Here is a 23,045-nt window from a genome sequence, read left to right on the forward strand (position 1 = left end):
TGTAAATTAAAGCATTGATCATTGATTGAAAATTGTCATTTGGTAATTGAAAATTTAAATCTTTCACAGAGGAAAATATAATCAGTAAACATGACAAAACAAGATATCCACGGCGTACTAAAAAGTTTATCTAAAAAATATCAGCAAAAATACGGGGTTGCTGTTTTTAGTATTGAAGCGAAAGAAACAAGCAATGGATTGAAATTGAGCGGCGCCGTTCTTACCGGAAACCAGAAAGATGAATTGCTGCGCCTGGCGGCAGACGGTGGTGTGAAAATATCTCAGGAGGATATCGCCGTGCTCAGCGACTGGAAACAGGGAAATGAGATAGGATGGGGCCTGGTCAGAACGAAGACCGCAAATCTGAGATCGAGGTTTGTGTCGAACGGGATAATAAATGAAAAAATACTGAAAAGGATCAGATGTTCGCAGGCTTTCAGGGACGAAGTGCTCCGTATATTATTAAAAAAAGAAGATCAGCTGCTTGTACAGCAGGGTGATTTGACTCTGGGCTGGATCGATAAAAAAGATGTCGGGATGGATAAGAAAAATTTGCGCAGGAAGTGGAATAATGGCAATTTTGCAAAGAAGGATGAGATCGTTGCCGGTAACTCCGATAAAAGCGCCATCGTGAAAGAAGCGAGAAAATATATAGGGACGAAGTATGTATTAGGCGGAAGGTCAGAAAGCGGGATAGATTGTTCCGGATTTGTGCAGGCCGTTTATAGGAATGCCGCGGGATTGATCCTTCCTAAACATTCATGGGACCAGAAACAAATGGGATCGAAGATCGGACTGAAAGACGCGGAGTCGGGAGATCTGGTTTTTCTTATAAAAAAAAGGAATTCACACAAGCACGTTGGGATCCTGGTATTGAAAGATAACACAAGCTGGCTGATACATGCTTCTTTGGATAAGAGGAAAGTCATCATCCAGAAAATGGATGAAGTTCTTGAAAATTATGATGTCATTGAAGCGAGAAGGATTTTCTGAATAAATATTTCTGAAACAAAAGCTTTTTTATTCTGGCACTATAATAAAAGAACCTGATTTTACAGGTTACGGGTGTATATGTTCGCTTTGGTCATATGAAATGATATTTGAAAACTGTTTCAGGGTGTTTGTCGAACCAGGTATACACCCCAGCATCGTCTATGGTTTGCTGATCCAATCCTTCGCAATATATTTCATCTTCGGCGTTGGCGCCGTATAGCTGAGACTTGTCGTAATCGGTTCCGATCGCTACCATGCAACGGATGCCGAATATTTCCCTTTCGACGAAGAAGTCTTTGACAAAATTCTGCACGCCTTTCGGAGCTTTTTCCAGTTCTTCGATCTTCACTGCATAAAAATAAATGCTCATTCCCATTTATCTTCCTCCTGTTTACCGGTAAGTTTACCGACAGAACAGAATATCATCCAAATGACTTATTGTCAATGACATCCGATCCTCGTGGTTGTCTGCAAGCGGCCGCAAGTATGATCGATATCATCCTATTGGACAAAAACGGGGTCCTAAGGCAGAATATGAATGAGGCTTGGGATAGTCATGGATTGTGGGATCGGGGAGTATCGCGGAATAAAAAATCCGGAAAATGTTAGTTTCCGGATGCCTCAATTCATTTGAACTGCTGACCAGATCGATACGATCGAAAGCAGTATAAGGATAACACCTGCCGTGAGCACCATCGCCGGCCATTCTTTTGTCTTTTCATGTTCGGAAATTGCAATTTGGAAAAATTTCCAAGCAAAGACCAAAAGAAATATTGAAATAATGACCGCAAATGAGAGCATGTCTCTATTCATATTTACCTCCGATTTTTGTTTACGATCTGAATTTGTCAATGATCGTAAAATTATTATAAAACGTAGATACTCTAAAGTCAAAAAATGCTGGATCAATACAAAAACAAGAACATTCATATTATCGGGATCGGCGGAGCGGAGGGAAGTGCTATTGCCGAGTTTTTGGTGATGCACGGGATCACTTCGGTCACGGGACACGACTTTTCTCCAAAGGATGATTTTGGAAAAGCCTTTAGAAATACACATCTCAGCCTGAAATCCAAGGAGAGGGAAAATGCCCTGGATCACCTTTTGAATCTGCCTATAAAGATAAACTTCAAAGAAGATTATCTTGCGGGAGCGGAAAATGCTGATATTGTTTTTGTTTCCCAGGTGTGGTTCAAGTATCCGCAAAATCTTCCGAAGCTTAAGGATCTTTATGATAAAGGGATCATGTTCAAAACTATCACTAATTTATATTTCGAACTTGCGCCGTGTAAAATAATTTCAGTTACGGGGACGAACGGGAAAACTACAACTTCAAGACTGATAAACAGTATTTTTGAAGTCTGGGGCAGGGGGAATGAGAACCCAGAAGTCTATTTTGCCGGAAATGATAGGCAGAATATACAGGTTCTGGATAAATTGGCGAAGATGGAAAAAGAAGACGTTTTGATCCTGGAAACGAGCAGCACGCAATTGATGCTGAATTCCGGCATAAGTCCGTACATAGGGGTCATAACCAACATAACCCCGAATCACATAGACGATCATGGAAGTCTGGAAAACTACATTGAGGCCAAGAAAAATTTGATCCGTTTTCAAAAAAAAGGCGATTTTGCGGTTTTGAACTATGATGATGTTTATAGTCAAAAGTTTATAAAGTCCGTAAAGTCTAAGGTTTTTTTGTTCAGCAGGAAAAAAAAGCTGGAAAGCGGATGTTTTGTGTCTGATGGTCGGATCCTGGCGAAGATAAATGGCAAGGAAACACAGCTATTGAGTTTATCTGATATCAGGATCCCGGGCATGCATAATGTCGAGAACGTTCTGGCAGCAGCTTCCGCCGCTTACTTATATGGCGTTGATCCGGAAATTATCAGGGAAGGTATTTCAAAATATTCGGGAATAAAACACAGGCTTAAGCTTCTATACAACATAAAGGGAGTGAGGTATTATGATGACACGCAGGCTACGACTCCGGAAGCGACGATCTCGGGGCTGGATTCTTTCGAAGGCGATATCATTCTTCTTGCGGGGGGAGATGATAAAGGGATGAATTATGACGCGCTATCGGAAAAAATATGCAAAAAGGCAAAATTTCTTATTCTGTTTCCCGGGGATGCGTCGAACAAGATCGAAGCGCTGCTGGATGGAAACAATATAGAGTTTGCAAAAGTTATAGACATGAATGGCGCGATCGATCAATTGAAAAAATATTACCAAAAAACTGCCATGAAAGATGGCAGTGTTGTCCTGATATCTCCGGCATCGGCGCATTTTTATTCCAAGTTCGTTGAAAATTCCGGAAAAGATCTGAAAGAATGGATTAGATTAGTATCAAGTATTTAGTATTTGGTATTTAGCAAAATATTTCATACTATATACCATATACTTCTTTACTTTTCTTCTTCTATCAGTTCCAGCTCGATCGGATCCGAGGATATCACTTCGTATTCGGCTCCGCAGTTTTCACACGTGATGATCTCTCCCACTTCCGGAGTTTTTTTGTCGGTATCCAGCGGCATACTGCACTCTTGGCAATTTGGCATAAATTTACGATAGTTTATTATAGTATTATTATATTAGAATGGAGTTTAAAGTCAAAAAAATAAGGTACTAAGTACCTTTTGATAATTTTCTTTTGTCTACTATGGACTTCGTTGTAACGATCATCATTATTACCGATATATCTATCAGGATGATCCCTATTTTTTCAAGTGTTTCCAGCTTATGCCATATAGTGGAAAAGTCATATGTTGCAAGTGCCAGAATCGCCAGTGCGATGAGATAGGATATATTTATCACTTTCTCCTCTTTTCTTTGTCGCTCACTTTCTTCCCGGTCCTGTATCCTGTGGAATGCGATAAGCGCCACATTAATGATCATCAGCGGCAAGGCTATTTTCATTGCCAGCGTAGTTCTGTTCCATTTCAGGAGAAAATACATTATCATCATTAATATCAGGATTCCGCCGAATATATGCTTAATTCTTTCGTTAACTTCCATCAATCGAAACCTCCTTTGATTTATGAGCAAAGTATAGCGGAAAACCTTCCCGGAAGTCAAGAAAAAAAGCTCATAGAGCTTTTATGGCGCGAATGCGGTTATTTTTGTACTTTCGGGGATTTGTAACAAGGCATAATATGATATTATCAAGACAACTCCGATAGTTACGCTCGTGTCGAACAATTGGATCAATATCATCGCGTTATGAAATGATATTGCCGACAATGGAATTCCGACATACAATAACATAAAGTTTCTGTCAGGCTTGTCTTTCATTCTTTTTCTCATCCTGAAAGACAGAATAAGAGCGATTGCCCCCATTGCTACAAAGAAGAATGCTAATATTTTCATCAGTAAATCGGGATCTTTATACATAATTGCCTCCGAAGAAAGAGTATCATAATAATGGTGTTTTGTCAAGCTAAGATACGTGCAGTTTCTTTAATTCATTGCACAGTGATCATTTATTATCGTTATGTCCGATTTTAGTTCAAAATTATCAATGGAAGGAAAAGGCATCTGGAGATATGCCAATTTTTACCGTGAACTTATCAGGCCCAAGAACAGGCTTGCGCTGGCCGACGGAAGCACCGAAGAGCTTGAGAACGGATCGATCAACGATATGGCGGGCGGGCGCGTATTTTTCAAGAGAGAAGATATGAACGAAACTGAATCATTGAAAGGCAGAAGTCTTGCATACCAGATCTCACTTGCAAAGCGGGATGGGCTGCGGGAGCTGGTTATCTCAACTTCCGGAAATGCAGGAATAGCCGCAGCGGCATATTGCCGGAAAGCCGGAATTAAATTGTATATTTTCATGTCTTCCGAAACCGACAGCGAAAAGATAGCGTCAATGCAAAAATATGATCCGATAATTATCAGATCGAATAGGGCCATGCGGTTGGCGAATTATCTGTCCGCCAAAAAAAAGATCCGAAATCTTCGCCCGTCGAGGGATGACAGTTCCATCGAAGGCTTCAAGTCGATCGCATTTGAGATATATGAACACCTGGGGGAAGTGGAAGCTATCTTTACGTTTGTAACAAGCGGAAGCTCTTTTGTCGGAATTGGAAGTGCATATGAATATCTTCTGAAATCAGGAGAAATAAAGAAGCTGCCTAAACTATTTGCAGTGCAAAGCGGAGGAATATTCTCCATTGCACGAGAATTTGATAAAATAGACAATACTGGACCGGAAGATGATAAAATTGCCGGAAAACTGGGGGTGAAGGAAACAAGGCGGAAGGAAGAAATAATCGATTTAATAAAAAAAAGCGGTGGCGGAAGTTTTTATGTTGCCGGATCCGAAATGGAAAACGCCTGCAAAACTCTGGGATCCTGCAAAATTCATACATCTCCGGAAGGTTGTGCAAGTTTTGCAGCGCTGCTCCGATGGTCGAAAGCGGAAAAATTCAAGAAAGCGGTTTGCGTGTTGTCCGGGAAAGCGCGGGGAAATGCTGCTGACATCGATGAAAGCAGTGTTTATACAGCGGAGAGTTTTGAGGAAGTGGATGAAGTAGTAAATAAAAATGTAAATATCAAAATGGAAAATGGAAGTGCAAAAATATAAAAATTAGAAACATTTTTAATTTTTATCTGTCATTTTTATTTTTGATGTTTAAATTTTACATTCCCGATAAATTTATTATATTGCGATATAAAATAATGAAAATAACTAAAGGAAAGAAAATCAGTAATAGGCTTGACTTCGGTCCCGTGTTTTTTGTTACGCCGAATCCGAACAGGGCGGTCGGACTTGAGAAGGGTATAAAGAACTATCACATCATATGTTCGCACTATCTCGATATCATCGAATATCTCAGGGAGGACGGTGTTCCGGTCCTTTGCCTTAATGACGATATGATCAAAAATACCGGAAAACTGCTGGAAAATGAAAAAGTTTTGAATTATATAAAAGCGCAGTCCAAAGGAGAGGTTCCAAATGTAGTTACGTTTAAACCGAGTCCGAAGATCGAAAAAATATGCGAGTTGAATAAATTCAATCACGCTGGAAATGATTGGCGGCTGAACAGGAAATTTGAAAATAAGATCAATTTTGTGGACATATCGGGCAAGCTGAACATACCCAATGCCGGAAGCCGGGTTGTTAAGCTGGGAGACTTTGAAGTAGTAAAAGATTATTTTGAAGGAGGTGCAAAATGCGTCATACAGCTTCCGAGGGGATTTTCCGGAAATTCCACATTCCTTCTGGGTAGCAGGGAGGATTTCGACCGATTGGCGGAAAAATTGGGCGGACGAAGCGTGAAGATCGCAAAGTATCTTGCGGGGGAGACTTTCACCATAAACGGATGCGTCGCCAAGGGGGATGTCTTTGTTGGAAAGCCCATATACCAGATAACGGGTTTTACTGATTTTAATGGAAATAATATGGGCACTTCGGGAAATGACTATGCATATTCCGTCACGCTTGGGCCGGAGGCAAGAAAGAAAATATTCGATTATACAAAAAAGATCGGAAAATATATGAGTCGGGAAGGATATAGGGGAATATTCGGGCTTGATTTCATTGTGCCGGAGAACGGCGAGGTTAACCTTATCGAGATAAATCCGAGGCTTGTCGGTTCAATACCGGTATATACGAAACTTCAGATCGAGAGCGGGGAGTTCCCGTTCCTTGCCATGCATCTTGGCGAGTTCATATATGGAAAGAACTCAGCGGGTTCCCGGCCTGAACAGTCCTATACGGTTTGGCGAAAAGAAGATAACTTCAGTGCGTCTCAGCTGATCCTGAGGAATACGGGAAAAAGACCTCTTATTTTGGATAAAGCTGTGTCATCGGGAATATATAAATTGGAAAAAAGGAAGCTGGTATTCTCCGGAAAGGGTTATTTTATCGGAGCAAGGCTTGGCCGGGACGAAATCCTTATCCAATGCGCATCGCAAGGGAGTCTGATCAATCCGGATATGGAGTATGCCAATATCCAAACAAGCTATGGTATAATGAAGGAAAAGGGATTTGATGAAGGGTTTTCGGATATCATCGGCCTCGTGCAGGACCGGATAAAACTAAAAGAAACAGCCTAACAGCTTCTATGAAAAAAAATAGCGCGGATAAAATTCTGATAATCGACATATTGTTTTTGCTTGTTTTTGGTCTTATCGTGATCTCAAGTGTTAGTGTTGTGATAAGCTATAATAATTTCGGATATAATTATTATTATCTGACGCATCAATTTCTATATGGAATGGCTCCGGGGGTTTTGCTTATGTTCATATTGAAGGATGTGGATTATAAAAATTATAAAAAATATGCGCATCTGTTCTTTTTTGCGGCTATATTTCTTCTCGTGATGGTTTTTTTGCCGGGATTCGGGCTTGAAACAAAAGGGGCAAGCAGGTGGATCGTTGTGGGAGATTTCAGTTTTCAGCCGTCCGAACTGGCCAAGCTCGCGTTTATCATATATTTTGCGAACTGGCTTGCCATGAAGGAAAAAGATCTGAAAAACTTCGAGAAAGGATTCTTGCCATTCGTCCTCATAGTGGCCCTTGTGGCACTGCCGCTTATTTTGCAGCCGGACATCGGAACAATGATGGTGATCGGCGCTGTCGCCCTTGCAATGTTCATCGTCGCCGGAGCCAATATCAGGCATCTGCCGTTGCTTTTTGCCGGCGCGGTCTTGGCAATTTTTTCTTTGATAAAACTGGCGCCCTACCGCGTTGACAGGCTCATGGTTTTCCTGCATCCGGAGTTGGACCCGAAAGGGATCGGCTATCAGATAAATCAGGCTTTGCTTGCTTTGGGGTCCGGCGGTTTTTTCGGTCTGGGTTATGGACATAGCAGGCAAAAATTCAATTATCTTCCCGAACCGATGGGGGATTCGATCTTCGCGGTGATCGGGGAGGAGCTGGGACTTTTCGGACTTATGATAGTGATAGCCTTGTTCGTTGTTTATGCAAAAAGAGGTTTTGAGATCGCCAGAAATGCTCCTGATAATTTCGGAAAATTCACCGCATTTGGCATTACTTCATGGATCGCATTTCAGGCATTTATCAACATTGCCGCCATAACTTCGCTTGCTCCCCTAACAGGGATCCCTCTCCCGTTCATAAGCTATGGAGGGTCTTCTCTCGTTGTTTCTCTTATGGGAATGGGAATTCTGCTTAATATTTCGAAACATTCCGCAAAACATAACACGAGAAGGGTGTTTTGAAACGGATCGATACGAACCTTTTTATAAATAAATTAATTAAAATCTATGAGAGTGTTATTTGCAGGTGAGCCGACGAAAGGCCATCTCTATCCGATAATCGCAGTCATTGAGAAATTGAGGGAGGAAGCCGAAAAAAATTCGGAAGATGCGGAGTTTATGCTTATAAGCGTCAAAAGCGACGTGTTGGGAGACATTTTCGAGGAAGCCAAGGTGCCATACAAGGTCATATTGGCTCCGATTTCCACAAAGCCCAATCCTCTTGGGTCCTTGATGATGCCGGTCGGTTTTTTTCAGGCATTGTGGTATCTTTTCAACTATATGCCCGATGTGATATTCACGAAGGGCGGCTATGTTTCGATCCCGGTCGCGATGGCTGCCTGGATCCTGAGGATCCCGATAATGATACATGAATCGGATTATGATCCTCAGCCGGTCGATAAATTTCTGGCAAGGTTCGCAAAAAGGATCGCTATTTCATTCGAGCGTACCAGCGAGGTATATAAATCTCCCAAGAAGGTCGTTTTTACGGGCAATCCCGTCCTCAGTGTCATTTCGGGAGGAAACAGGGAGGCGGCACGGAAAGAATTTGTGCTGAGCGAAGGAAAGCCGACCATCCTGATCCTTGCCGGAACCCTTGGCGCAAAACTCATAAATGATCTTGTGATCGAAGTTCTGCCGCAACTTCTTGAAAAATATCAGATCATACATCAGTGCGGCATCGATAACTATGACAAAATAAGGGCGCTTGTGGAAAAAATGAATATTCATAATCTGAATGATTATCATCTTTTTCCGTTTTTCAGGAATCGGGCGGCGAATGCCTATGCAGCATGCGATCTTGTTATAAGCCGTGCCGGAGCAAATACGGTTTCCGAGATCATGACGGTCGGAAAACCTTGCATCCTGATCCCGCTTTCTACGGCAGTCAGCGACGAACAGACCAAAAATGCGTTTTTCTATTCCGAAACCGGAGCAGCGATACTTGTGAGTGAAAAGAACCTCAAACCGAATCTGCTTCTGAGCATAATCGCAGAGGTTTTCACCAGCTCTCTGAAGGCTCTGGAAATGGAAAGGGCTGCAAGGAAAATGGCGCATCCCGCTGCTGCAGAAAAGATCGTGCAAGAGCTGATGGATATTTCAAAATAATTTCATTTATCGACAAAGTGATGGATTTGGATAAGGTAAAAAAAATACATTTCATTGGAATAGGCGGGATCGGGCTTTCTGCGATCGCAAAGCTGATGAAAAAAAAGGGGAAAGACGTCAGCGGATCGGATCTTGCCCGGTCTTTGATGACGGAAAAGCTTGAAAAGATGGGGATAAAAATATCGATAGGGCAGTCTGAACAGAATATCGCTTCGGATGTCGACCTTGTTATATATACGATGGCGGCGGCAAAGGATAATCCCGAGCTGAAAAAAGCGCGTGCGATGAACATAGAGGCGATAAGTTATCCTGAGTCGTTGGGGATGGTTTTCAACAAAAAATTCGGGATCGCGGTATGCGGAACTCACGGGAAGTCGACCACGACTGCAATGGCCGGACTCCTTCTTGATGACGCCGGGATCGATCCTACGGTCCTTGTCGGAAGCATTGTTCCGAGATTTGACAGCAATCTCCGTGTTGGCAGTGGAAAGCATATGATCATCGAAGCGTGTGAATATGAAAGAGCGTTTCTGAATTATTATCCTGAAATGATAATTCTGAACAACATCGAGCTCGATCACACGGATTATTATAAGGATATAGATGATTTCAGGAGCGCTTTTGAGGTGTTCGTCGGACATTTGCCGGAAGACGGGGTTTTGATCGCGAATGGGGACGATATTGAAATATCAAAGATCAAATATCAAATATCAAAAATAAGGAATAGAAATATAAAGATATTGAATTTCGGATTGGATAAAAGCAATGATGTAATGGGGTATGATATTGTGCCCGGAGAAGGGAAGACGGAGTTCAAAGTGAGTTTCAGGGGGAAGGATCTCGGAGAATTCGTTTTGAAGATCCCCGGGTCTTTTAATGTCTATAATGCTTTGGCCGCGGCTACTCTCGGACTGGAACTTAATATTCCAGTCGATATAATAAAAAGGTCTCTGTCGGATTACTCCGGGATCTGGAGAAGGTTTGAGATCAAGGGAAACTATCATCCCGCCTCCGCTCCCGAAGAGCTTTGGCAAGGCAAGGGCGCATTGGTTATTTCCGACTATGCCCATCATCCGACAGCGGTGAATTCGACTATAAAGGCAGCAAGGGAATTCTATCCGGGACGCAGGATCTTTGCTGTTTTTCAGCCCCATCAGCACAACAGAACAAAAAGGCTCTATAATGATTTTTTGAACAGCTTCAACTCCGCCGACTTGGTCATTCTTTCAGAAATATTCGATGTGGCCGGCAGGGAAGAAAAAGGAGATCAGAATGTCAGTTCGCTTAATTTGGCGAATGATATAAGAGATCAGAATAAGGATCTCGAGGATAGGGTATTTTATGCGAAAGACCTTTCTGAAACTCGGAAGCTTATTGATGAAAAAATCAGACCGGATGATATTCTCCTGGTCATGGGAGCTGGGGACATATATAAGATCGCGGATGATCTGATAAAAAAGTAAATGGCTATATGAACAAAATAATTCTAGCTATTTTATCGATATTGATTCTGGCAGTTATTGCTGGTATTTTTTTTGCTAAAAGAGGTCAACAGCCATTGCCAATCACTGCTTTGACTCCAACAATTGTGAATCTCGGCTCTGATAGTGACGTGCAAGATTTGAGTGCCTTGCCAAATTCTAAAGCAAAAACTGTAATGGTCTTTGGGGCCACGGTGGATTCTGCTTCTTATAGATATCCGGGCCATTGGTATGGATCTATTGATGAAGAGGCGTCAAAAAGAGAGATCGATGCTATGGTGGAAATGGGCATAGATTTTTTCCGGATAGATGTCCGTAGTGAGACCCTCGGTTATGCCGAAGAAATGAAAAAACTTGATAATATTGTGACTTATGGGCGTTCAAAGGGCCTTAGAGTTTATTTCGGCGTTTTTGGAATGGAAACGTGGATGGCGTCATGGCTGGATATGTTTTGGACATATCCCAATGGCGGAGGAGGCAAGGCATCGTGGGATGATTTCAGGAAAATGTATACTGGCGAGGTTGACACTATCATGAACCGCTATAAACCTGATTATATCATGATCATTCCCGAAGCAAGAAGAAATATCGGAAATCAGGTAAATTCGGTCAGAACCGTGGATGAGTGGGTTATTTATACAAAAGAGCTGGCGGCAAAGATTAAAAATATTTCCCCAAGTACAAAAGTTGTTTTGAATGAAGTAGTAAGGTCGGAAGACAAAAATTCAAGTGTGGATTATGTCGGGGCGATCATGAAAGATAATGATAAAAATATAGACATAATCGGCATCGATCCTTATTCTCCGGAAGAATTGAACGACGAGATGAGCACTGTAACGCGGCTTGCCGAGCGATATAAATGGCATGGACGGTTGCGAATAGGAGAAACCAACATATTCAACGTAAAAGATGATGACTATCAGAAGAAATATTTTGAAACGGCCATTGACCTGGCGATAGAAAACAATTTTGAAGGTTTCGTTGTCTTCTATTTTCGGGACATTCCGGGACAAACGGATAAAAGAGGAATATTGAACAATGATTTCAGCAAGAAGCCGGCCTATGAGGTGATCAATAAAAAAATAGAAAGTATCAGGCAATCAGAATAATAAGCAAAAAGCCGGACACGAGAAAAACCTACATTTAATTATATGAATAAAAAAAATAGGGATTAGCCCTATTATCGATCTTGTTTTTCGGTCTTATCTTTGTTTCTTTTTATGACATCTTCCATTTCCATTCCCGGAATTGTTATTCCGAGCAATTTTGCCGCAGATGCTTTGGCCCACCAATCTGGATCGTTTACATCTGTATTCTGAAGCTCGGTGACCCTTCTCTGGCTTTCCATTTCAAGAAGCTTCTGAACGGCAGCATCGTTCTTTCTCTGATATTTGGATAATATTGCCACGATCTGGTCGAAAGTTTTTTTTGAAATTTCTCCCGGAAGAATATCCGCAATCTCCTTTGCGACCTTTTTGACTTCTTCCAGTCTCAACCTGTCCAGTTCCTCGTTTATTTTTCGTGAGTTTTCGAGGATCTTTTTCCTGCTTTTCTCAAGTTTCTTTCTGATCTCGTTTTCGCTTTCTTCCATATAAAGCCTCCATTTATGAATATATCCTAATAAAATATATAATTAAAGTCAAATGGCCATTCGGAGCAACAGGGGAAAGATGCGATATTATGGAATAAGAAAAAAGGATCAATAAATGATCCTTAGATTTCTTGGTATTTCAGCGAGGAAATGGAATTTCTGTTTATTTCAAACACGATATCGGCTTTTTTTATTCTCAGATAGAGATATCCGGAAGCGGCCAGAGCTATCATATATGCAACAGTTATTATTGATTCTCTGATCATTCGCTCATTCCCGATGCCATTGATCTCTCCATGGACAAGAACAGCTAAACCTGCTATCATTATTCCCATGGAAAACAATATCAAGTTTGTTACTTTTATTTTCAAATTTTAGCCTCCGTTACTAAGCTAATTTATTATATGCAAAGTGTCAAATCTTTAAATATCCAAAAAAACGTATCTCTTTCAAAATACACCTCTTTCAGGATCGGCGGCGAGGCCAAGTTCTTTTGCATTGCCAAAACCAGTGAGGAACTGCGGGAAGCTTTGGAATTTGCCGATAAGAACAAAATTAAGCATTTCATCCTGGGCGGAGGGAGTAATCTTCTGGTTGCGGATAAGGGCTTTGACGGCCTCGTGATCAAATATGGCATTTCCGGCGCAAAATATCTCGGAGATGAAATTATCGAAGCGAATGCGGGAACTTTTCTTACCAGTTTGATCACCGAAGCTATAAAAAATAATTTAAAAGGTTTGGAATGGGCTGCGGGAATTCCCGGAACGGTCGGAGGAGCGATCTGCAATAATTCCGGCGCATACAGATCTTCAATGTCAGAAAATATCATTGAGCTGAATGTTCTCGAAAGAAATGAAAGATCAGGATCATGGATTGAGAAGAAAATGAAAAAAGAAGATTGCGTTTATGAATACAGAAATAGCATTTTCAAACAGAACAAAAAATATATCATTCTGAAAGCGAAATTCAAACTGGAAAAGGGGAATGCTGAAGAAAGCAAGAAGCTCATTCTGGAACACATAGGCGATAGGGCGAAAAAACAGCCCCTCTCTTTTCCGAATGCGGGATGTATTTTCAAGAATCCCGTAATGGATGAAAAATATATGGCAAAAGCCTTTGAGGAATATCCTGAGCTGAAGAATATTTCAAAGGGGCGCTGTATTCCTGTCTGGTGGTTCATTAATACGCTCAAGCTTTCCGGAAAGAATATCGGCGGAGTCGAGATCTCTGAAAAGCACGGGAATTTCCTGATAAACACCTCGAATGGCAAAGCGGAAGACGTTGTCATTCTCATTAGTCTCATCAAGCAGAAAGTCAGGGACAATTTCGGCGTCCAGCTTCATGAAGAGATCGAATATGTCGGGTTCTGATTTTTCCTACAATAAAGTTTTCTTCGAAGAGAACCTGCCTGCCGGCAGTGATTTAGAGGTATGTTGAGTTTCTGATTATCTTTTGCAATTTCACACACCCCTGGCCCCTCTCGAGAGGGGATTTGTTTTGAATCATACTTACGTGATACTGAATGCTACATGCTCATCTTGTATTTGACAATCTCCTTCGTTTCGATGACAATCAAAATATAGTCGGAGGTATAAAAAGTGAAAAGTAAAATAAACATACTAAAAAAAGAAAGCAAGAATCTGGCAGGTATGCTGGAAAACGAAATAAGCGCGCTGGTACTCTTCATTTTCCACGGAAATGAGAATTTTGTTTTTGAAGAGATCTTCCCGTTTGAATTTCCGGAGCCGAAGCTGGGAGGGATAAAGGAAGAGGATTTTACGCCAGCTGGCCACCTGCATGACTATTCGCCTAGAGAAATAAAAGAAACATTGGAAAATTCCGAATTGAAAATGGAGGTAAGCGCCGAGAAACTGTTGGAATCGATAAATGTCCTTGAGAGAACAGGTTACATCGAAGAGACGGGCATGTCTCGCGGAAAAGCAGAAAGACGATATGTCATCACTGAAAAAGGATACATGCTCGCGCGATTTCTCGGATATTCCATGCAATATCCCGGCCAAAATAAAAGGCAAAAACGCGATCGTCAGTTCTAATTTGCCTCTCCGTAGCCTGAGCGGAAGCGGGTCGAAACCTAAGCAGAGAAGTAACTACCCTTCTCTTTTTTATTGCTTATGCGAATTTGACATCTTTGCTTTAAATCACTATTCTTAAACAGCGGAGAGTATTTCTTTGTAAATATAAAGGCTCTTTGAAAATAAAATACAAAAAAGGATGTGAAAAAATGGGAAACATAATAGTAGAAAAAGTAAAAGGCGGGTGGAACGGGATCTTATTCATCTTGTACCTTTTGTGCCTGTTTCTTTGGGCGATCGGATTTATATATGGCATAGTCGCAGCAGTTCTTATCTCGATAGCTCTGGCGATGAACTACGGTTTTCTGGCCGGCATAGTGCTTGTGCTATATTTTGTAGGGTCATATCTAGTGCTATTATTGATAACAGGTATTTTTGGAAAGCTTCGCGCCAATTGAGGTCGAATAATTGCGACAAAAAACAAAAAAGGATGTGAAAAAATGGGAAACTTTATAACAAAAATACTGAAAGGACTATGGAAAGGCTTTAAAATTATTATAGCCATTTTCTTGGCAATAGTTGCAGTAAGTGCATTCCTGCAGATAAGTATGTTGGGCATCATAGCCTTGCTCCTTGTTGTAGAAAAGATCGGCTTTTTGTTTTTTATTCCCTTGCTTATCATTTATGTTTTTCTGTGGGGACTTCTATTGCGACTGCTAGCGATGTTCTTCGCAGTAATGGCCAAATTTATAGGAGATATATGAGAAAAGGGATGTGAAAAAATGGGAAACTTTATAACAAAAATACTGAAAGGCATATTTAGAGAAATTACAGACTTCTTGGGATATTCGCTAAATTTTTTTAAAGAATTATTTTCAGCCATTTTGAGGTTGATAATAATCCTTGTGATTGCGTTCATGGGTTTTGTGGTAGCAATATTATCACTTCCATATACTTCTGATTATGGCTGGTTAGGTTTGTGGCCGTTTGCCCTATACTGCACTGCTGTAATATTTGTGGTTTTTTATATACGCCACAGAAGTGAAAAGTAAAAGAGGACTAAGCGAGATCCAAAATAAATGAAACAAAATCAACCATCAAAGCTGAACCAAAAAATTCAGCTTATTTTTTTATTCGTTATCATAATTTACCGGTCTGGGCTCAAAATTCAGTCGCGTCTTTTTTGCGCATGCAAACCTGTGTCAGGTTGACAAAATTGATCATTAACGTATAATGCGGAGTCGTACTTAGAAAAATATAAGGATGACAGTGAACATGAATAAACCGTGTTTTTATGAATGAAAAGGAGGGATGGCTGATTATGGCGGAAAAAAACTATAGAGCAAGATCCGTTTTGGAGAAAGAAAAACAGAGCGAGTCTGTGATCAAAAACATAATATCCTTGATTCGAAAGGGGAACAAAGCGGATGCGGAAAAGATGCTGATGACTGAGATGGCGAAAGAAAGCGTCTCAACTCACATCTACAGAAGAAAGATGCAGGTTATTCTGGGATTCATATGTCTTGGCAAGGGCGATCCGGAAGGAGCCGAAAAATATTTTCTGAAAGCTTTGAAGAGGAGAACGGCCTATGGGAAAGAGAGGATTGAGAACAAAATATCCCTAGTTTCCTATTCAGGACTGGCGATCTGTTGCAGTCGAAAATATATTTCCGAAGGAGATCGGGCGAAAAAAGATATAATCAAGATCAGGGCAGAGGTGTATTCTGAACTTATGACTCAATACATTGAGGTCGCGGAAAATGCCGAAACGAAAGAACTTATAAGGCACATACATGCAAGTATTTCATTGCTGCAGGACCTCCGGGGGCCTAATAAATCCCGAAAGATAAAAGACCTTGAAAGTATCGATATAATTGAACTGATTGAAATTATAGCGGATTGAAAAGCGGAATAAATCTGAGGAAACAATCCTCTTTTTTTATTATGACCTTGTTTTAATGTTTTAGTATAGGATAAAAGTCACTACTCTTGCGTTAAAAATAAAATAAACAAGCCTGTTTTTGAGCATGATCATGTAAAAATCACCAGACTCAGAAACTAGCGTATTTATAGCGGTATTTTCAAACTAAGAGATTGACAAAATTTGTAGAATCTCACATAAATCACGTTCGATTTTCAGTTCCTTCTAAAGACAGCGATAACCAGAAAAGTGTAGATGGCGACGCAGATTTGAATTTTAACGGCGCTGGATTAGTGTCCCCAAAAAATACTGATGTGTAAGTGCCGCTTAATCCATTTAAAAAACAATTCAGTTTGCCAGCGATGTTTGTGTAAATCTGCGACTATCCTTGCATCCAAGTCAAAATTATTAGTCAGGTAAGTATAATAGTGATCGGTTTTTTTTTTATCATAATATTTTATGCGCCTCAGTTTTTCAGGATAATCTTTCGCCGCATAGAACTGTTTGAATTTAATTATTTGATCACATCGTTCGGTTATCCGCTTGACACATATTTTATAAATGATATTATTCAATAAAGAAATAATTTACTAAGTAAAATAATTAATCAAAATGGTACAAAATCGAAAAAATCTTTTAAAGAATACAGACGATTTGATAGAGGCGTTTGATAAGATCAGTAAAGTTTTCGCTTCAATGGAAAGTTTTACTGATGGCATAAGCTTAAGCAAGCCGGAGATTTTGGCTTTGGAACTTATTTCCAATAAGGAAGGCGTTATTATGAGCGAGACGGCCGATGAGCTCGATATAAGCTTTAGTATGGCGACTAAAATCGCCGATTTTTTGGTTGAAAAAAAATTAGTTGTCAGGAATAGCAATTCCGAGGATCGCCGGATCGTGGAATTGGCGCTTACCGAAGCGGGTAAAAATATCGTTTTAGAATATAAAAAACAAAAGAAGATTTATTTCGGGAAAATGCTTGAATTGCTTTCAGAAAACGAGCAAAAAGTTTTTATCAAAGTTTTGGAGAAAATTGCCAAAGCAATGAGGCAAGATAAATAATAATTAATTTCAATATGAAAATCTCAATATGGATTTTGTCGGGTTTTTTAGTTGCTGGCATCACAGCCATCTTAAACAACGCGGGGATCCAGCCGCTATCGTGGATAATTTGGCTTGGTTTCGCTTTGCTTTATGCTTATAAAAACAAGGATTTTTCCGGAATAGGCTTGATGCAAAAAAATCTTAAAAGCGCTATTATGGCTGGCATAGCAGCGGGAGTTTTGTACGGTTTGATGCGGGGGTTAATCCTTGTATATGTTCCGAATCTAAATATTGTTTTCGAATCCGGGTTGACCACGATTATGGATGGTTATGCGGCAGAAAAATTTCCTTTGGTCAATATCTCGGTTTCCAAATTCCAGTTTATGTCCGCTTTTATTATAATGTCTTTTATTGCAGTGGCCTGCTGGGAAATATTTTATCGGGGATTTTTATTTATGCGGATCAGTAAGTATCTTTATTGGCCGATTGCGGCTTTGATCGTTGCATTTGTAAATGGCTTGGGGCATTTTGATGTCGGCGTCACGGGTTTTTATCACTCGCTGGTTTTATTTACTGTAGCCGGGGCATTAATGTATCGTTATAAAAATATCGCCGCGCCGTTTTTGTTTCATTATATTCATTTTTTTATAACTTTTTATACGGTTTTATTCTTAAAATAAAAAATAATTATGGATTTAAAATCGCAAAATAGAATTCTTATTACGGGAGCGACTGGATTTATCGGCAGTCATTTAGTAAAAGATTTGGCGGAAAAAGGATTCAAAATCAGATGTCTAGTAAAGTATTCGAGTTCAAAAGACGCACTGGACTTTCTTAATAATTTGGAAACTGAACTTTTTTATGGAGACTTGAATGATAAAGAATCGCTTGAAAATGCCGTTAAGGGCATAGACTATGTGTTTCATCTGGGCGGAGGAGGAAGGGTTGGGATGTCGAAGGAGATTCAATGCAGAATTAATATTGAAGGAACGAAGAATATTCTTGAGGCTTGCGTATCTAATGGAAATATCAAAAAATTTATTCATGTCAGCACTTGCGCGGTTATGGGAGATATAAAAAATGGGCCGGCGGATGAAACTTATCCGCTTAATCCTGCCAACATGGCTTATTCATACGCGAAAACAGAAGCGGAAAAAGTGGCGCTCTCGTATAAAGATCGGATTCATTTGGTTGTGGTGAGATTTCCGGGAGTTTATGGAATCCCTCTGATAAAGGGAGAGCCAGATCGTATCGGAGGAGTTACTCCAATATTGATGATTTTTTCAGCGGTCAAACATGGAAAATGGAGATATGTAGGCGAGGGGAAGAACTTTATTCATTTGTTCTATATTGATGATGCAGTGCGCGGTCTTGAGCTTTCGCATGAAAAAGGGAGGGCCGGAGAAATATATATTATCGGCGATAAACAATCTATAAGAATGGTTGAGATGGTTCGCACCGCGGCAAATGTTTTACATGTGGAAGAGCCAAATGGGCATGTTCCTGTTTCTATTGCGCGAATTTTCGCTTTGGTCTCTGAATTGGGTGCAAAGCTTTTTGGCGGTATTCCAGTCATGAGCCGAGAAATGGTTACCGGATTTATTTCTAATTTGTATATAGATACTTCCAAGGCAAGAAAAGAACTGGGTTATGAGTCAAAAGTCAGCCTTGAAGCGGGGATGAAGCAAACAGTCGAGTGGTATAAAGCAAATGGGTATTTATAAGATAATCGGTTATAAATAAAAATTAATATTATTCTTTAATAGTTTAATTTATATGTTCGGTATCGCGAATAAAAATTCAAAATGTTGGCTTGCTTTGGGGTTGGTTGCATGGATAATAACAGTGCCTCTGCTTTCCGGTGTTATGGAAAGTCCGGCTAAGGCTTTGGGGATAATAATTGCTTGGCTTTTGTTCCCTTTAGTATATGCTTCAAAAAACAATGATTTCGCAGGAATCGGTGTGACAAAAGAAAATTTAAAAAAAGCAATGGCAGGAATGTTCGCGGCATCGCTTATATATTCGATCGTACGCAACATACTCATCATATATTTTCCATCCAGCATAAAATATATCGCGGCCAGCGCGCTTCCGGTTGCAGAGCTGTTAAAGCAGGGATATTTTGGAAACATTGAGGGATCTTTTTTGAAACTTTTTCCAATAATGCTTTTTATGACTTTTTTTGCTGCTATTTCCAACGAACTGTTTTATCGAGGTTTTGTCTTTACAAGGCTTAAGCGATTCATGGACTGGAAACGAGCGGCGGCAATCTCGGCATTGATGTTCGGTATATATCATTTTCTTAATGCCGGGTTTAGCGGATTTTTTATGGGGGTAATTGTAAGCATCGTATCCGCTTGGTTGATGCAAAAATATAATAATATTATCGCTCCGGCTTTATTTCATTTTTTGCAGTATATAATTACAATATTAGTGTTTTATTATTTAGTCATTAAATAAAATTATGGAAAAACAAAAAGTAGTTTTGATCACGGGGTGTTCCAGCGGAATGGGGCTTGTAACGGCAACTTATTTAGCCGGAAAAGGTTATAAAGTTTACGCCTCAATGCGCGATCTTGATAAAAAAAACGAGCTTCTTAAGGAAGCGGAAAAAACCGGAGTTTTAATCGAGGTTTTACAGCTTGATGTAATTGATGATGTGTCAGTTAAAAACGCCGTGAAAAAGGTGGTTGACAAAGAGGGAGCGATCGATATTCTGGTAAATAATGCCGGATATGGAAGCGGCGGTTTTTTGGAAGATTTTTCGATGGAAGAAATAAAAGATCAGTTTGAAACAAATTTTTTCGGACTGATAAGAGTTATTCAGGCGGTATTGCCCTCAATGCGAAAGCAAAAAAGCGGTATGATCGTAAATATAAGTTCGATCGGCGGATTGATCTCTATGCCTGTTTTGAGTATTTATAACGCCTCCAAATTCGCAGTGGAGGCCTTAACCGAGTCTTTGCGCGTTGAACTCGCGCCGTTTGGGATCAAGGCGACGGCAATTGAGCCGGGAAATATGCGGACTAATTTTAAAAAATCCGTAAAAGCCGCCCAAAGATCTCAAATACCTTCTTCGGCATATTATGATGCCATGAAATGCTTTGAAAAAAATATAGACAAAATAACACAGAATGTGGATGATCCGATCCTTGTTGCTAAGGCTGTATATGAAGCAATCAGCTCGGAAAATCCTAAAAGAGGATATTTGGTTGGAAAAGGATCGTCTAGCTTGATCGCCTTGAAAAGGATTTTACCTAACCGTGTTTTTGAAAAAATAGTTGCAAAGATTTTTTTGGCTAAAAATTAAATTAAGTATACGGAATGGACTGTGGATTCTGAAATCCTCCAAAGGCGGACAGGCAAGTTCAGAATGATAGTATTTTGATTTTTCCCTTTACATACACGTTTTTTGAGAGTATATTGAAATCGGGCACGCCCGCAAGTATGGGGTGTTTTGTTTAAATTCGGAGGGCTTACATAAATAGGTGATAAATGACTTTTTTTCAAAAACTAAGTATTTTTTAGGCCTGGTTTTGTTTTTGGCGATAATCTCAAGCGGAAGCAATGTTCCTCAGAGTTCGGATTATTCCGTCAAAGATCAGGCTTTTTCTAATGATCAGAATCAGTTAAAGCCTGATAGTCCAAGCCAAGCTTCAACCCAAGTAATTCCCGAGAAGATAAGCCAGCCCGCGAGTGAAACTCAAGTTGAATCTCAGCCTCAAGTACAGTCACAAGTCCAAACCAAGCCCGAAAACAAACTATCGAATGATAACTATTATACGAATGTCGATGGAAACACGGTCCATTCTCCCGCGTACTCAACTGAACCAAATACGATTCCCGCAGGCGCTTCGGCCATATGTCGCGATGGAACATATAGTTTCAGCCAGAGTCGCCGCGGAACCTGCTCACATCATGGGGGAGTAGTGGAATGGCTATAATTAAATAAACTAAGTGTATGAAAGAAAAAATAGCATTGTTATTAAAAAAAATGTAAGATTTGTCATCGCCCTATGTTTCATAATACTTATTTATTCTGGAGCCTTATATGTTATTAAAAATAATTCACACGAATTATCTCAGGACATATTGGAGTACTTAAAGGTGTTAATTTGGCCACTGGTCATCTTGCTAATTGTCTATTTATTTAAATCAAATATCGCAGATCTTATCGGAAGGATTGAAGAATGGGAGGCTCCGTTTATTGGAAAAGGAAAAACGCATGGAGTGAATCCACAACAGGAAATAGCAAAAACATTTCCCCGGGATGAGGGGAAGGATTTTAAGATGGTAATAGATGCAAAAGAAAAAGAAATAAGTGCTTTAAAGGATAATGAACAAGAACTTGTTGACAAGCTGACTAGAGCACAAATAGAGTTAGACTTTGAAAGAATCTATAATTTAATTTTTGCAAGCCAGATTGATCTCCTCTTGAAAGTAAATGCCTTTGGCAAAGTTGAGTTTGCCTATGTTTTGGATCATTATTCAAGAGCTCAGCAAGCTTCCGCCTCTCTCCTTAAGGATTGGACATTTTCTCAATATATAAAGTTTTGGTTGATCACCAGCTGATTGAATATAATATAAATGAAGGAGTTATAACGATAACAACAAAAGGTAAAGCTTTTCTGTCATATCTTACGGTTATGAACTATAAGAAATACGGTATATAATTAATATAAATCATGAACGATTCTAATAAAAATTCAGACAATATGATGGAAGCTAAAAAGTTTTCTTTGCAGTTCAAAATTGACGCTTTACAACAGCTTATACTTCTGAGATATCAATCATTAATTACGATTAGTTCTATTAGCTTCGCGGTAATTGGTCTTACTATTACGCTGAAAAGCGAATATATTAAAAATCAGATATTGGCTTATCTGGCGCTAGTATTGTTCGTTGTTATCGCATTTATCAGTCTCGGCAGATATCTATATTTATTAAGGAGAGACATAGATGGCATCGCTCAGAAAATAGAAAAACTTCCAGACGAAGATCGGAGTCAGTCATTAGAGAAAAAAGAGTTTAAAGTAGATTATTGGCCAGAGGCGTTGTATATGTGCTTAGTTATTAGTGCCATATTGTTCGTTTTGTCACTCGTAAATAATCATTTTAATTTTGCATTTCAACAAGTTTCGAAAATTTCAAATATAGATCCTTTATTTTTTCTAGAAGTGGTTGGTATATGTCTTAATGTTGCGGGCACAATTGTTTTGGCTATACCCCTTCTACAGGTGAAAAAGGACATAGACGATGATGAAATAATTGATGATCATCGAGAAGATTCAAATGGTGAGGAAAAATATTATTATACCAAAAGAGGATTCATTAAGGATAAAAATTTAGGGTTACTAGGATTGGGATTATTGGGCCTTGGTTTTATGGTTCAGTTTTTTTTGGTTCTTTTATGATTATTATTTTCTTCTATCAATTTTCTAGTCTAAGCTAAAATTTAGAATAGCAATCTTTGTGATACTAGATTGCTTCGTCGCTGCTGCTCCCTGCCGGCAGGCGGACTCGCAATACCCGTTAAAAGGAAACGTCAAGGATAATAGTTGGGAATAATGAGCTATACAGTTATAAATGATAATTTAGAAGCATCATAGCATTCATTGTTTTTATTCAGATTGAACATTATTACAA

30 protein-coding genes are annotated in these 23,045 nt (G+C 39.7%); 22 read left to right on the forward strand and 8 right to left on the reverse strand.

Annotated elements, in window-relative coordinates:
- The first annotated feature begins 90 nt into the window (after positions 1–90).
- Positions 91–993, forward strand: a complete 903-nt coding sequence (locus WC788_08380; protein ID MFA6097610.1) for an NlpC/P60 family protein — start codon at positions 91–93, stop codon at positions 991–993.
- Between the two features lie 91 nt (positions 994–1,084).
- Here WC788_08380 and WC788_08385 read toward each other — a convergent pair whose 3' ends face one another.
- Together WC788_08385 and WC788_08390 are read right to left on the reverse strand one after the other, a co-directional pair.
- Positions 1,085–1,369: a hypothetical protein gene (locus tag WC788_08385; GenBank protein MFA6097611.1), complete on the reverse strand. Its 285-nt coding sequence runs from the start codon at positions 1,367–1,369 to the stop codon at positions 1,085–1,087.
- Positions 1,370–1,614: 245 nt separating this feature from the next.
- Positions 1,615–1,806 carry a hypothetical protein gene (locus WC788_08390; GenBank protein MFA6097612.1) on the reverse strand — a complete coding sequence of 64 codons (192 nt, stop codon included), beginning with the start codon at positions 1,804–1,806 and terminating at the stop codon, positions 1,615–1,617.
- 84 nt (positions 1,807–1,890) lie between these two features.
- Here WC788_08390 and murD point away from each other — a divergent pair, with 84 nt between their 5' ends.
- Positions 1,891–3,354 carry a UDP-N-acetylmuramoyl-L-alanine--D-glutamate ligase gene (murD, locus tag WC788_08395; GenBank protein MFA6097613.1) on the forward strand — a complete coding sequence of 488 codons (1,464 nt, stop codon included), beginning with the start codon at positions 1,891–1,893 and terminating at the stop codon, positions 3,352–3,354.
- A gap of 47 nt (positions 3,355–3,401) precedes the next feature.
- Here murD and WC788_08400 read toward each other — a convergent pair whose 3' ends face one another.
- The 3 genes from WC788_08400 to WC788_08410 form a co-directional block, all read right to left on the reverse strand.
- Positions 3,402–3,554, reverse strand: a complete 153-nt coding sequence (locus tag WC788_08400) for a lysine biosynthesis protein LysW (protein ID MFA6097614.1) — start codon at positions 3,552–3,554, stop codon at positions 3,402–3,404.
- A 67-nt stretch (positions 3,555–3,621) separates the two neighbouring features.
- Positions 3,622–4,011: a hypothetical protein gene (locus tag WC788_08405; protein ID MFA6097615.1), complete on the reverse strand. Its 390-nt coding sequence runs from the start codon at positions 4,009–4,011 to the stop codon at positions 3,622–3,624.
- Between the two features lie 81 nt (positions 4,012–4,092).
- Positions 4,093–4,386, reverse strand: coding sequence for a hypothetical protein (locus tag WC788_08410; GenBank protein ID MFA6097616.1), 294 nt, complete (start codon positions 4,384–4,386; stop codon positions 4,093–4,095).
- Between the two features lie 100 nt (positions 4,387–4,486).
- Between WC788_08410 and WC788_08415 the strand changes: the two genes are divergently transcribed.
- The 6 genes from WC788_08415 (at position 4,487) to WC788_08440 (ending at position 11,919) form a co-directional block, all read left to right on the forward strand.
- Positions 4,487–5,581: a pyridoxal-phosphate dependent enzyme gene (locus tag WC788_08415; GenBank protein ID MFA6097617.1), complete on the forward strand. Its 1,095-nt coding sequence runs from the start codon at positions 4,487–4,489 to the stop codon at positions 5,579–5,581.
- Positions 5,582–5,676: 95 nt separating this feature from the next.
- Entirely contained in the window at positions 5,677–7,056 is a 1,380-nt protein-coding gene (locus WC788_08420) for a hypothetical protein (GenBank protein MFA6097618.1), read from the forward strand.
- Between the two features lie 8 nt (positions 7,057–7,064).
- Complete coding sequence (gene ftsW / locus WC788_08425) at positions 7,065–8,183, forward strand: putative lipid II flippase FtsW (GenBank protein ID MFA6097619.1); 1,119 nt, start codon at positions 7,065–7,067, stop codon at positions 8,181–8,183.
- Between the two features lie 45 nt (positions 8,184–8,228).
- Positions 8,229–9,329, forward strand: a complete 1,101-nt coding sequence (locus WC788_08430) for a UDP-N-acetylglucosamine--N-acetylmuramyl-(pentapeptide) pyrophosphoryl-undecaprenol N-acetylglucosamine transferase (GenBank protein MFA6097620.1) — start codon at positions 8,229–8,231, stop codon at positions 9,327–9,329.
- A 20-nt stretch (positions 9,330–9,349) separates the two neighbouring features.
- Positions 9,350–10,792: a UDP-N-acetylmuramate--L-alanine ligase gene (gene murC, locus WC788_08435; GenBank protein MFA6097621.1), complete on the forward strand. Its 1,443-nt coding sequence runs from the start codon at positions 9,350–9,352 to the stop codon at positions 10,790–10,792.
- Between the two features lie 167 nt (positions 10,793–10,959).
- Positions 10,960–11,919, forward strand: coding sequence for a hypothetical protein (locus WC788_08440; GenBank protein ID MFA6097622.1), 960 nt, complete (start codon positions 10,960–10,962; stop codon positions 11,917–11,919).
- 71 nt (positions 11,920–11,990) lie between these two features.
- Here WC788_08440 and WC788_08445 read toward each other — a convergent pair whose 3' ends face one another.
- Entirely contained in the window at positions 11,991–12,401 is a 411-nt protein-coding gene (locus tag WC788_08445) for a hypothetical protein (GenBank protein MFA6097623.1), read from the reverse strand.
- 122 nt (positions 12,402–12,523) lie between these two features.
- Complete coding sequence (locus WC788_08450; protein MFA6097624.1) at positions 12,524–12,772, reverse strand: hypothetical protein; 249 nt, start codon at positions 12,770–12,772, stop codon at positions 12,524–12,526.
- Between the two features lie 33 nt (positions 12,773–12,805).
- Between WC788_08450 and murB the strand changes: the two genes are divergently transcribed.
- The 9 genes from murB to WC788_08495 all read left to right on the forward strand — a co-directional run bounded on the left by murB (position 12,806) and on the right by WC788_08495 (position 19,123).
- Positions 12,806–13,771, forward strand: a complete 966-nt coding sequence (gene murB, locus WC788_08455; protein MFA6097625.1) for a UDP-N-acetylmuramate dehydrogenase — start codon at positions 12,806–12,808, stop codon at positions 13,769–13,771.
- Between the two features lie 228 nt (positions 13,772–13,999).
- Complete coding sequence (locus tag WC788_08460; protein ID MFA6097626.1) at positions 14,000–14,455, forward strand: hypothetical protein; 456 nt, start codon at positions 14,000–14,002, stop codon at positions 14,453–14,455.
- 188 nt (positions 14,456–14,643) lie between these two features.
- Positions 14,644–14,892 carry a hypothetical protein gene (locus WC788_08465; GenBank protein ID MFA6097627.1) on the forward strand — a complete coding sequence of 83 codons (249 nt, stop codon included), beginning with the start codon at positions 14,644–14,646 and terminating at the stop codon, positions 14,890–14,892.
- Positions 14,893–14,934: 42 nt separating this feature from the next.
- Positions 14,935–15,198 carry a hypothetical protein gene (locus WC788_08470; protein MFA6097628.1) on the forward strand — a complete coding sequence of 88 codons (264 nt, stop codon included), beginning with the start codon at positions 14,935–14,937 and terminating at the stop codon, positions 15,196–15,198.
- Between the two features lie 18 nt (positions 15,199–15,216).
- The gene (locus WC788_08475) at positions 15,217–15,486 is read left to right on the forward strand and encodes a hypothetical protein (GenBank protein ID MFA6097629.1); all 270 of its coding nucleotides are present in this window, start codon (positions 15,217–15,219) and stop codon (positions 15,484–15,486) included.
- A 269-nt stretch (positions 15,487–15,755) separates the two neighbouring features.
- Positions 15,756–16,337 (forward strand): hypothetical protein, encoded by a 582-nt coding sequence (locus WC788_08480; GenBank protein MFA6097630.1) that lies wholly within the window; start codon positions 15,756–15,758, stop codon positions 16,335–16,337.
- Positions 16,338–16,967: 630 nt separating this feature from the next.
- A complete protein-coding gene (locus WC788_08485; protein ID MFA6097631.1) occupies positions 16,968–17,417 on the forward strand; it encodes a MarR family transcriptional regulator in 450 nt (149 codons plus the stop codon).
- A 14-nt stretch (positions 17,418–17,431) separates the two neighbouring features.
- Positions 17,432–18,079, forward strand: coding sequence for a CPBP family intramembrane glutamic endopeptidase (locus WC788_08490; protein MFA6097632.1), 648 nt, complete (start codon positions 17,432–17,434; stop codon positions 18,077–18,079).
- 9 nt (positions 18,080–18,088) lie between these two features.
- Positions 18,089–19,123: an NAD-dependent epimerase/dehydratase family protein gene (locus tag WC788_08495; GenBank protein MFA6097633.1), complete on the forward strand. Its 1,035-nt coding sequence runs from the start codon at positions 18,089–18,091 to the stop codon at positions 19,121–19,123.
- A 48-nt stretch (positions 19,124–19,171) separates the two neighbouring features.
- On the opposite strand, the gene WC788_08500 is transcribed toward WC788_08495, so the two are convergent.
- Positions 19,172–19,465 (reverse strand): hypothetical protein, encoded by a 294-nt coding sequence (locus WC788_08500; protein MFA6097634.1) that lies wholly within the window; start codon positions 19,463–19,465, stop codon positions 19,172–19,174.
- Positions 19,466–19,544: 79 nt separating this feature from the next.
- Between WC788_08500 and WC788_08505 the strand changes: the two genes are divergently transcribed.
- From WC788_08505 to WC788_08525, 5 genes are all read left to right on the forward strand, one after another.
- Positions 19,545–19,859 carry a CPBP family intramembrane glutamic endopeptidase gene (locus WC788_08505; GenBank protein MFA6097635.1) on the forward strand — a complete coding sequence of 105 codons (315 nt, stop codon included), beginning with the start codon at positions 19,545–19,547 and terminating at the stop codon, positions 19,857–19,859.
- 4 nt (positions 19,860–19,863) lie between these two features.
- Positions 19,864–20,709, forward strand: a complete 846-nt coding sequence (locus WC788_08510; GenBank protein MFA6097636.1) for an SDR family oxidoreductase — start codon at positions 19,864–19,866, stop codon at positions 20,707–20,709.
- Between the two features lie 178 nt (positions 20,710–20,887).
- Entirely contained in the window at positions 20,888–21,343 is a 456-nt protein-coding gene (locus WC788_08515) for a DUF3761 domain-containing protein (protein MFA6097637.1), read from the forward strand.
- Between the two features lie 13 nt (positions 21,344–21,356).
- On the forward strand, positions 21,357–21,971 hold the full coding sequence (locus tag WC788_08520; GenBank protein ID MFA6097638.1) for a hypothetical protein: 615 nt from the start codon (positions 21,357–21,359) through the stop codon (positions 21,969–21,971).
- Between the two features lie 113 nt (positions 21,972–22,084).
- Positions 22,085–22,813, forward strand: a complete 729-nt coding sequence (locus tag WC788_08525; GenBank protein MFA6097639.1) for a hypothetical protein — start codon at positions 22,085–22,087, stop codon at positions 22,811–22,813.
- Positions 22,814–23,045 lie beyond the last annotated feature (232 nt).

The sequence above is a fragment of the Candidatus Paceibacterota bacterium genome (assembly GCA_041661265.1).
Taxonomy (GTDB): Bacteria; Patescibacteriota; Minisyncoccia; order JAHIHE01; family JAGLIN01; genus JBAZUT01.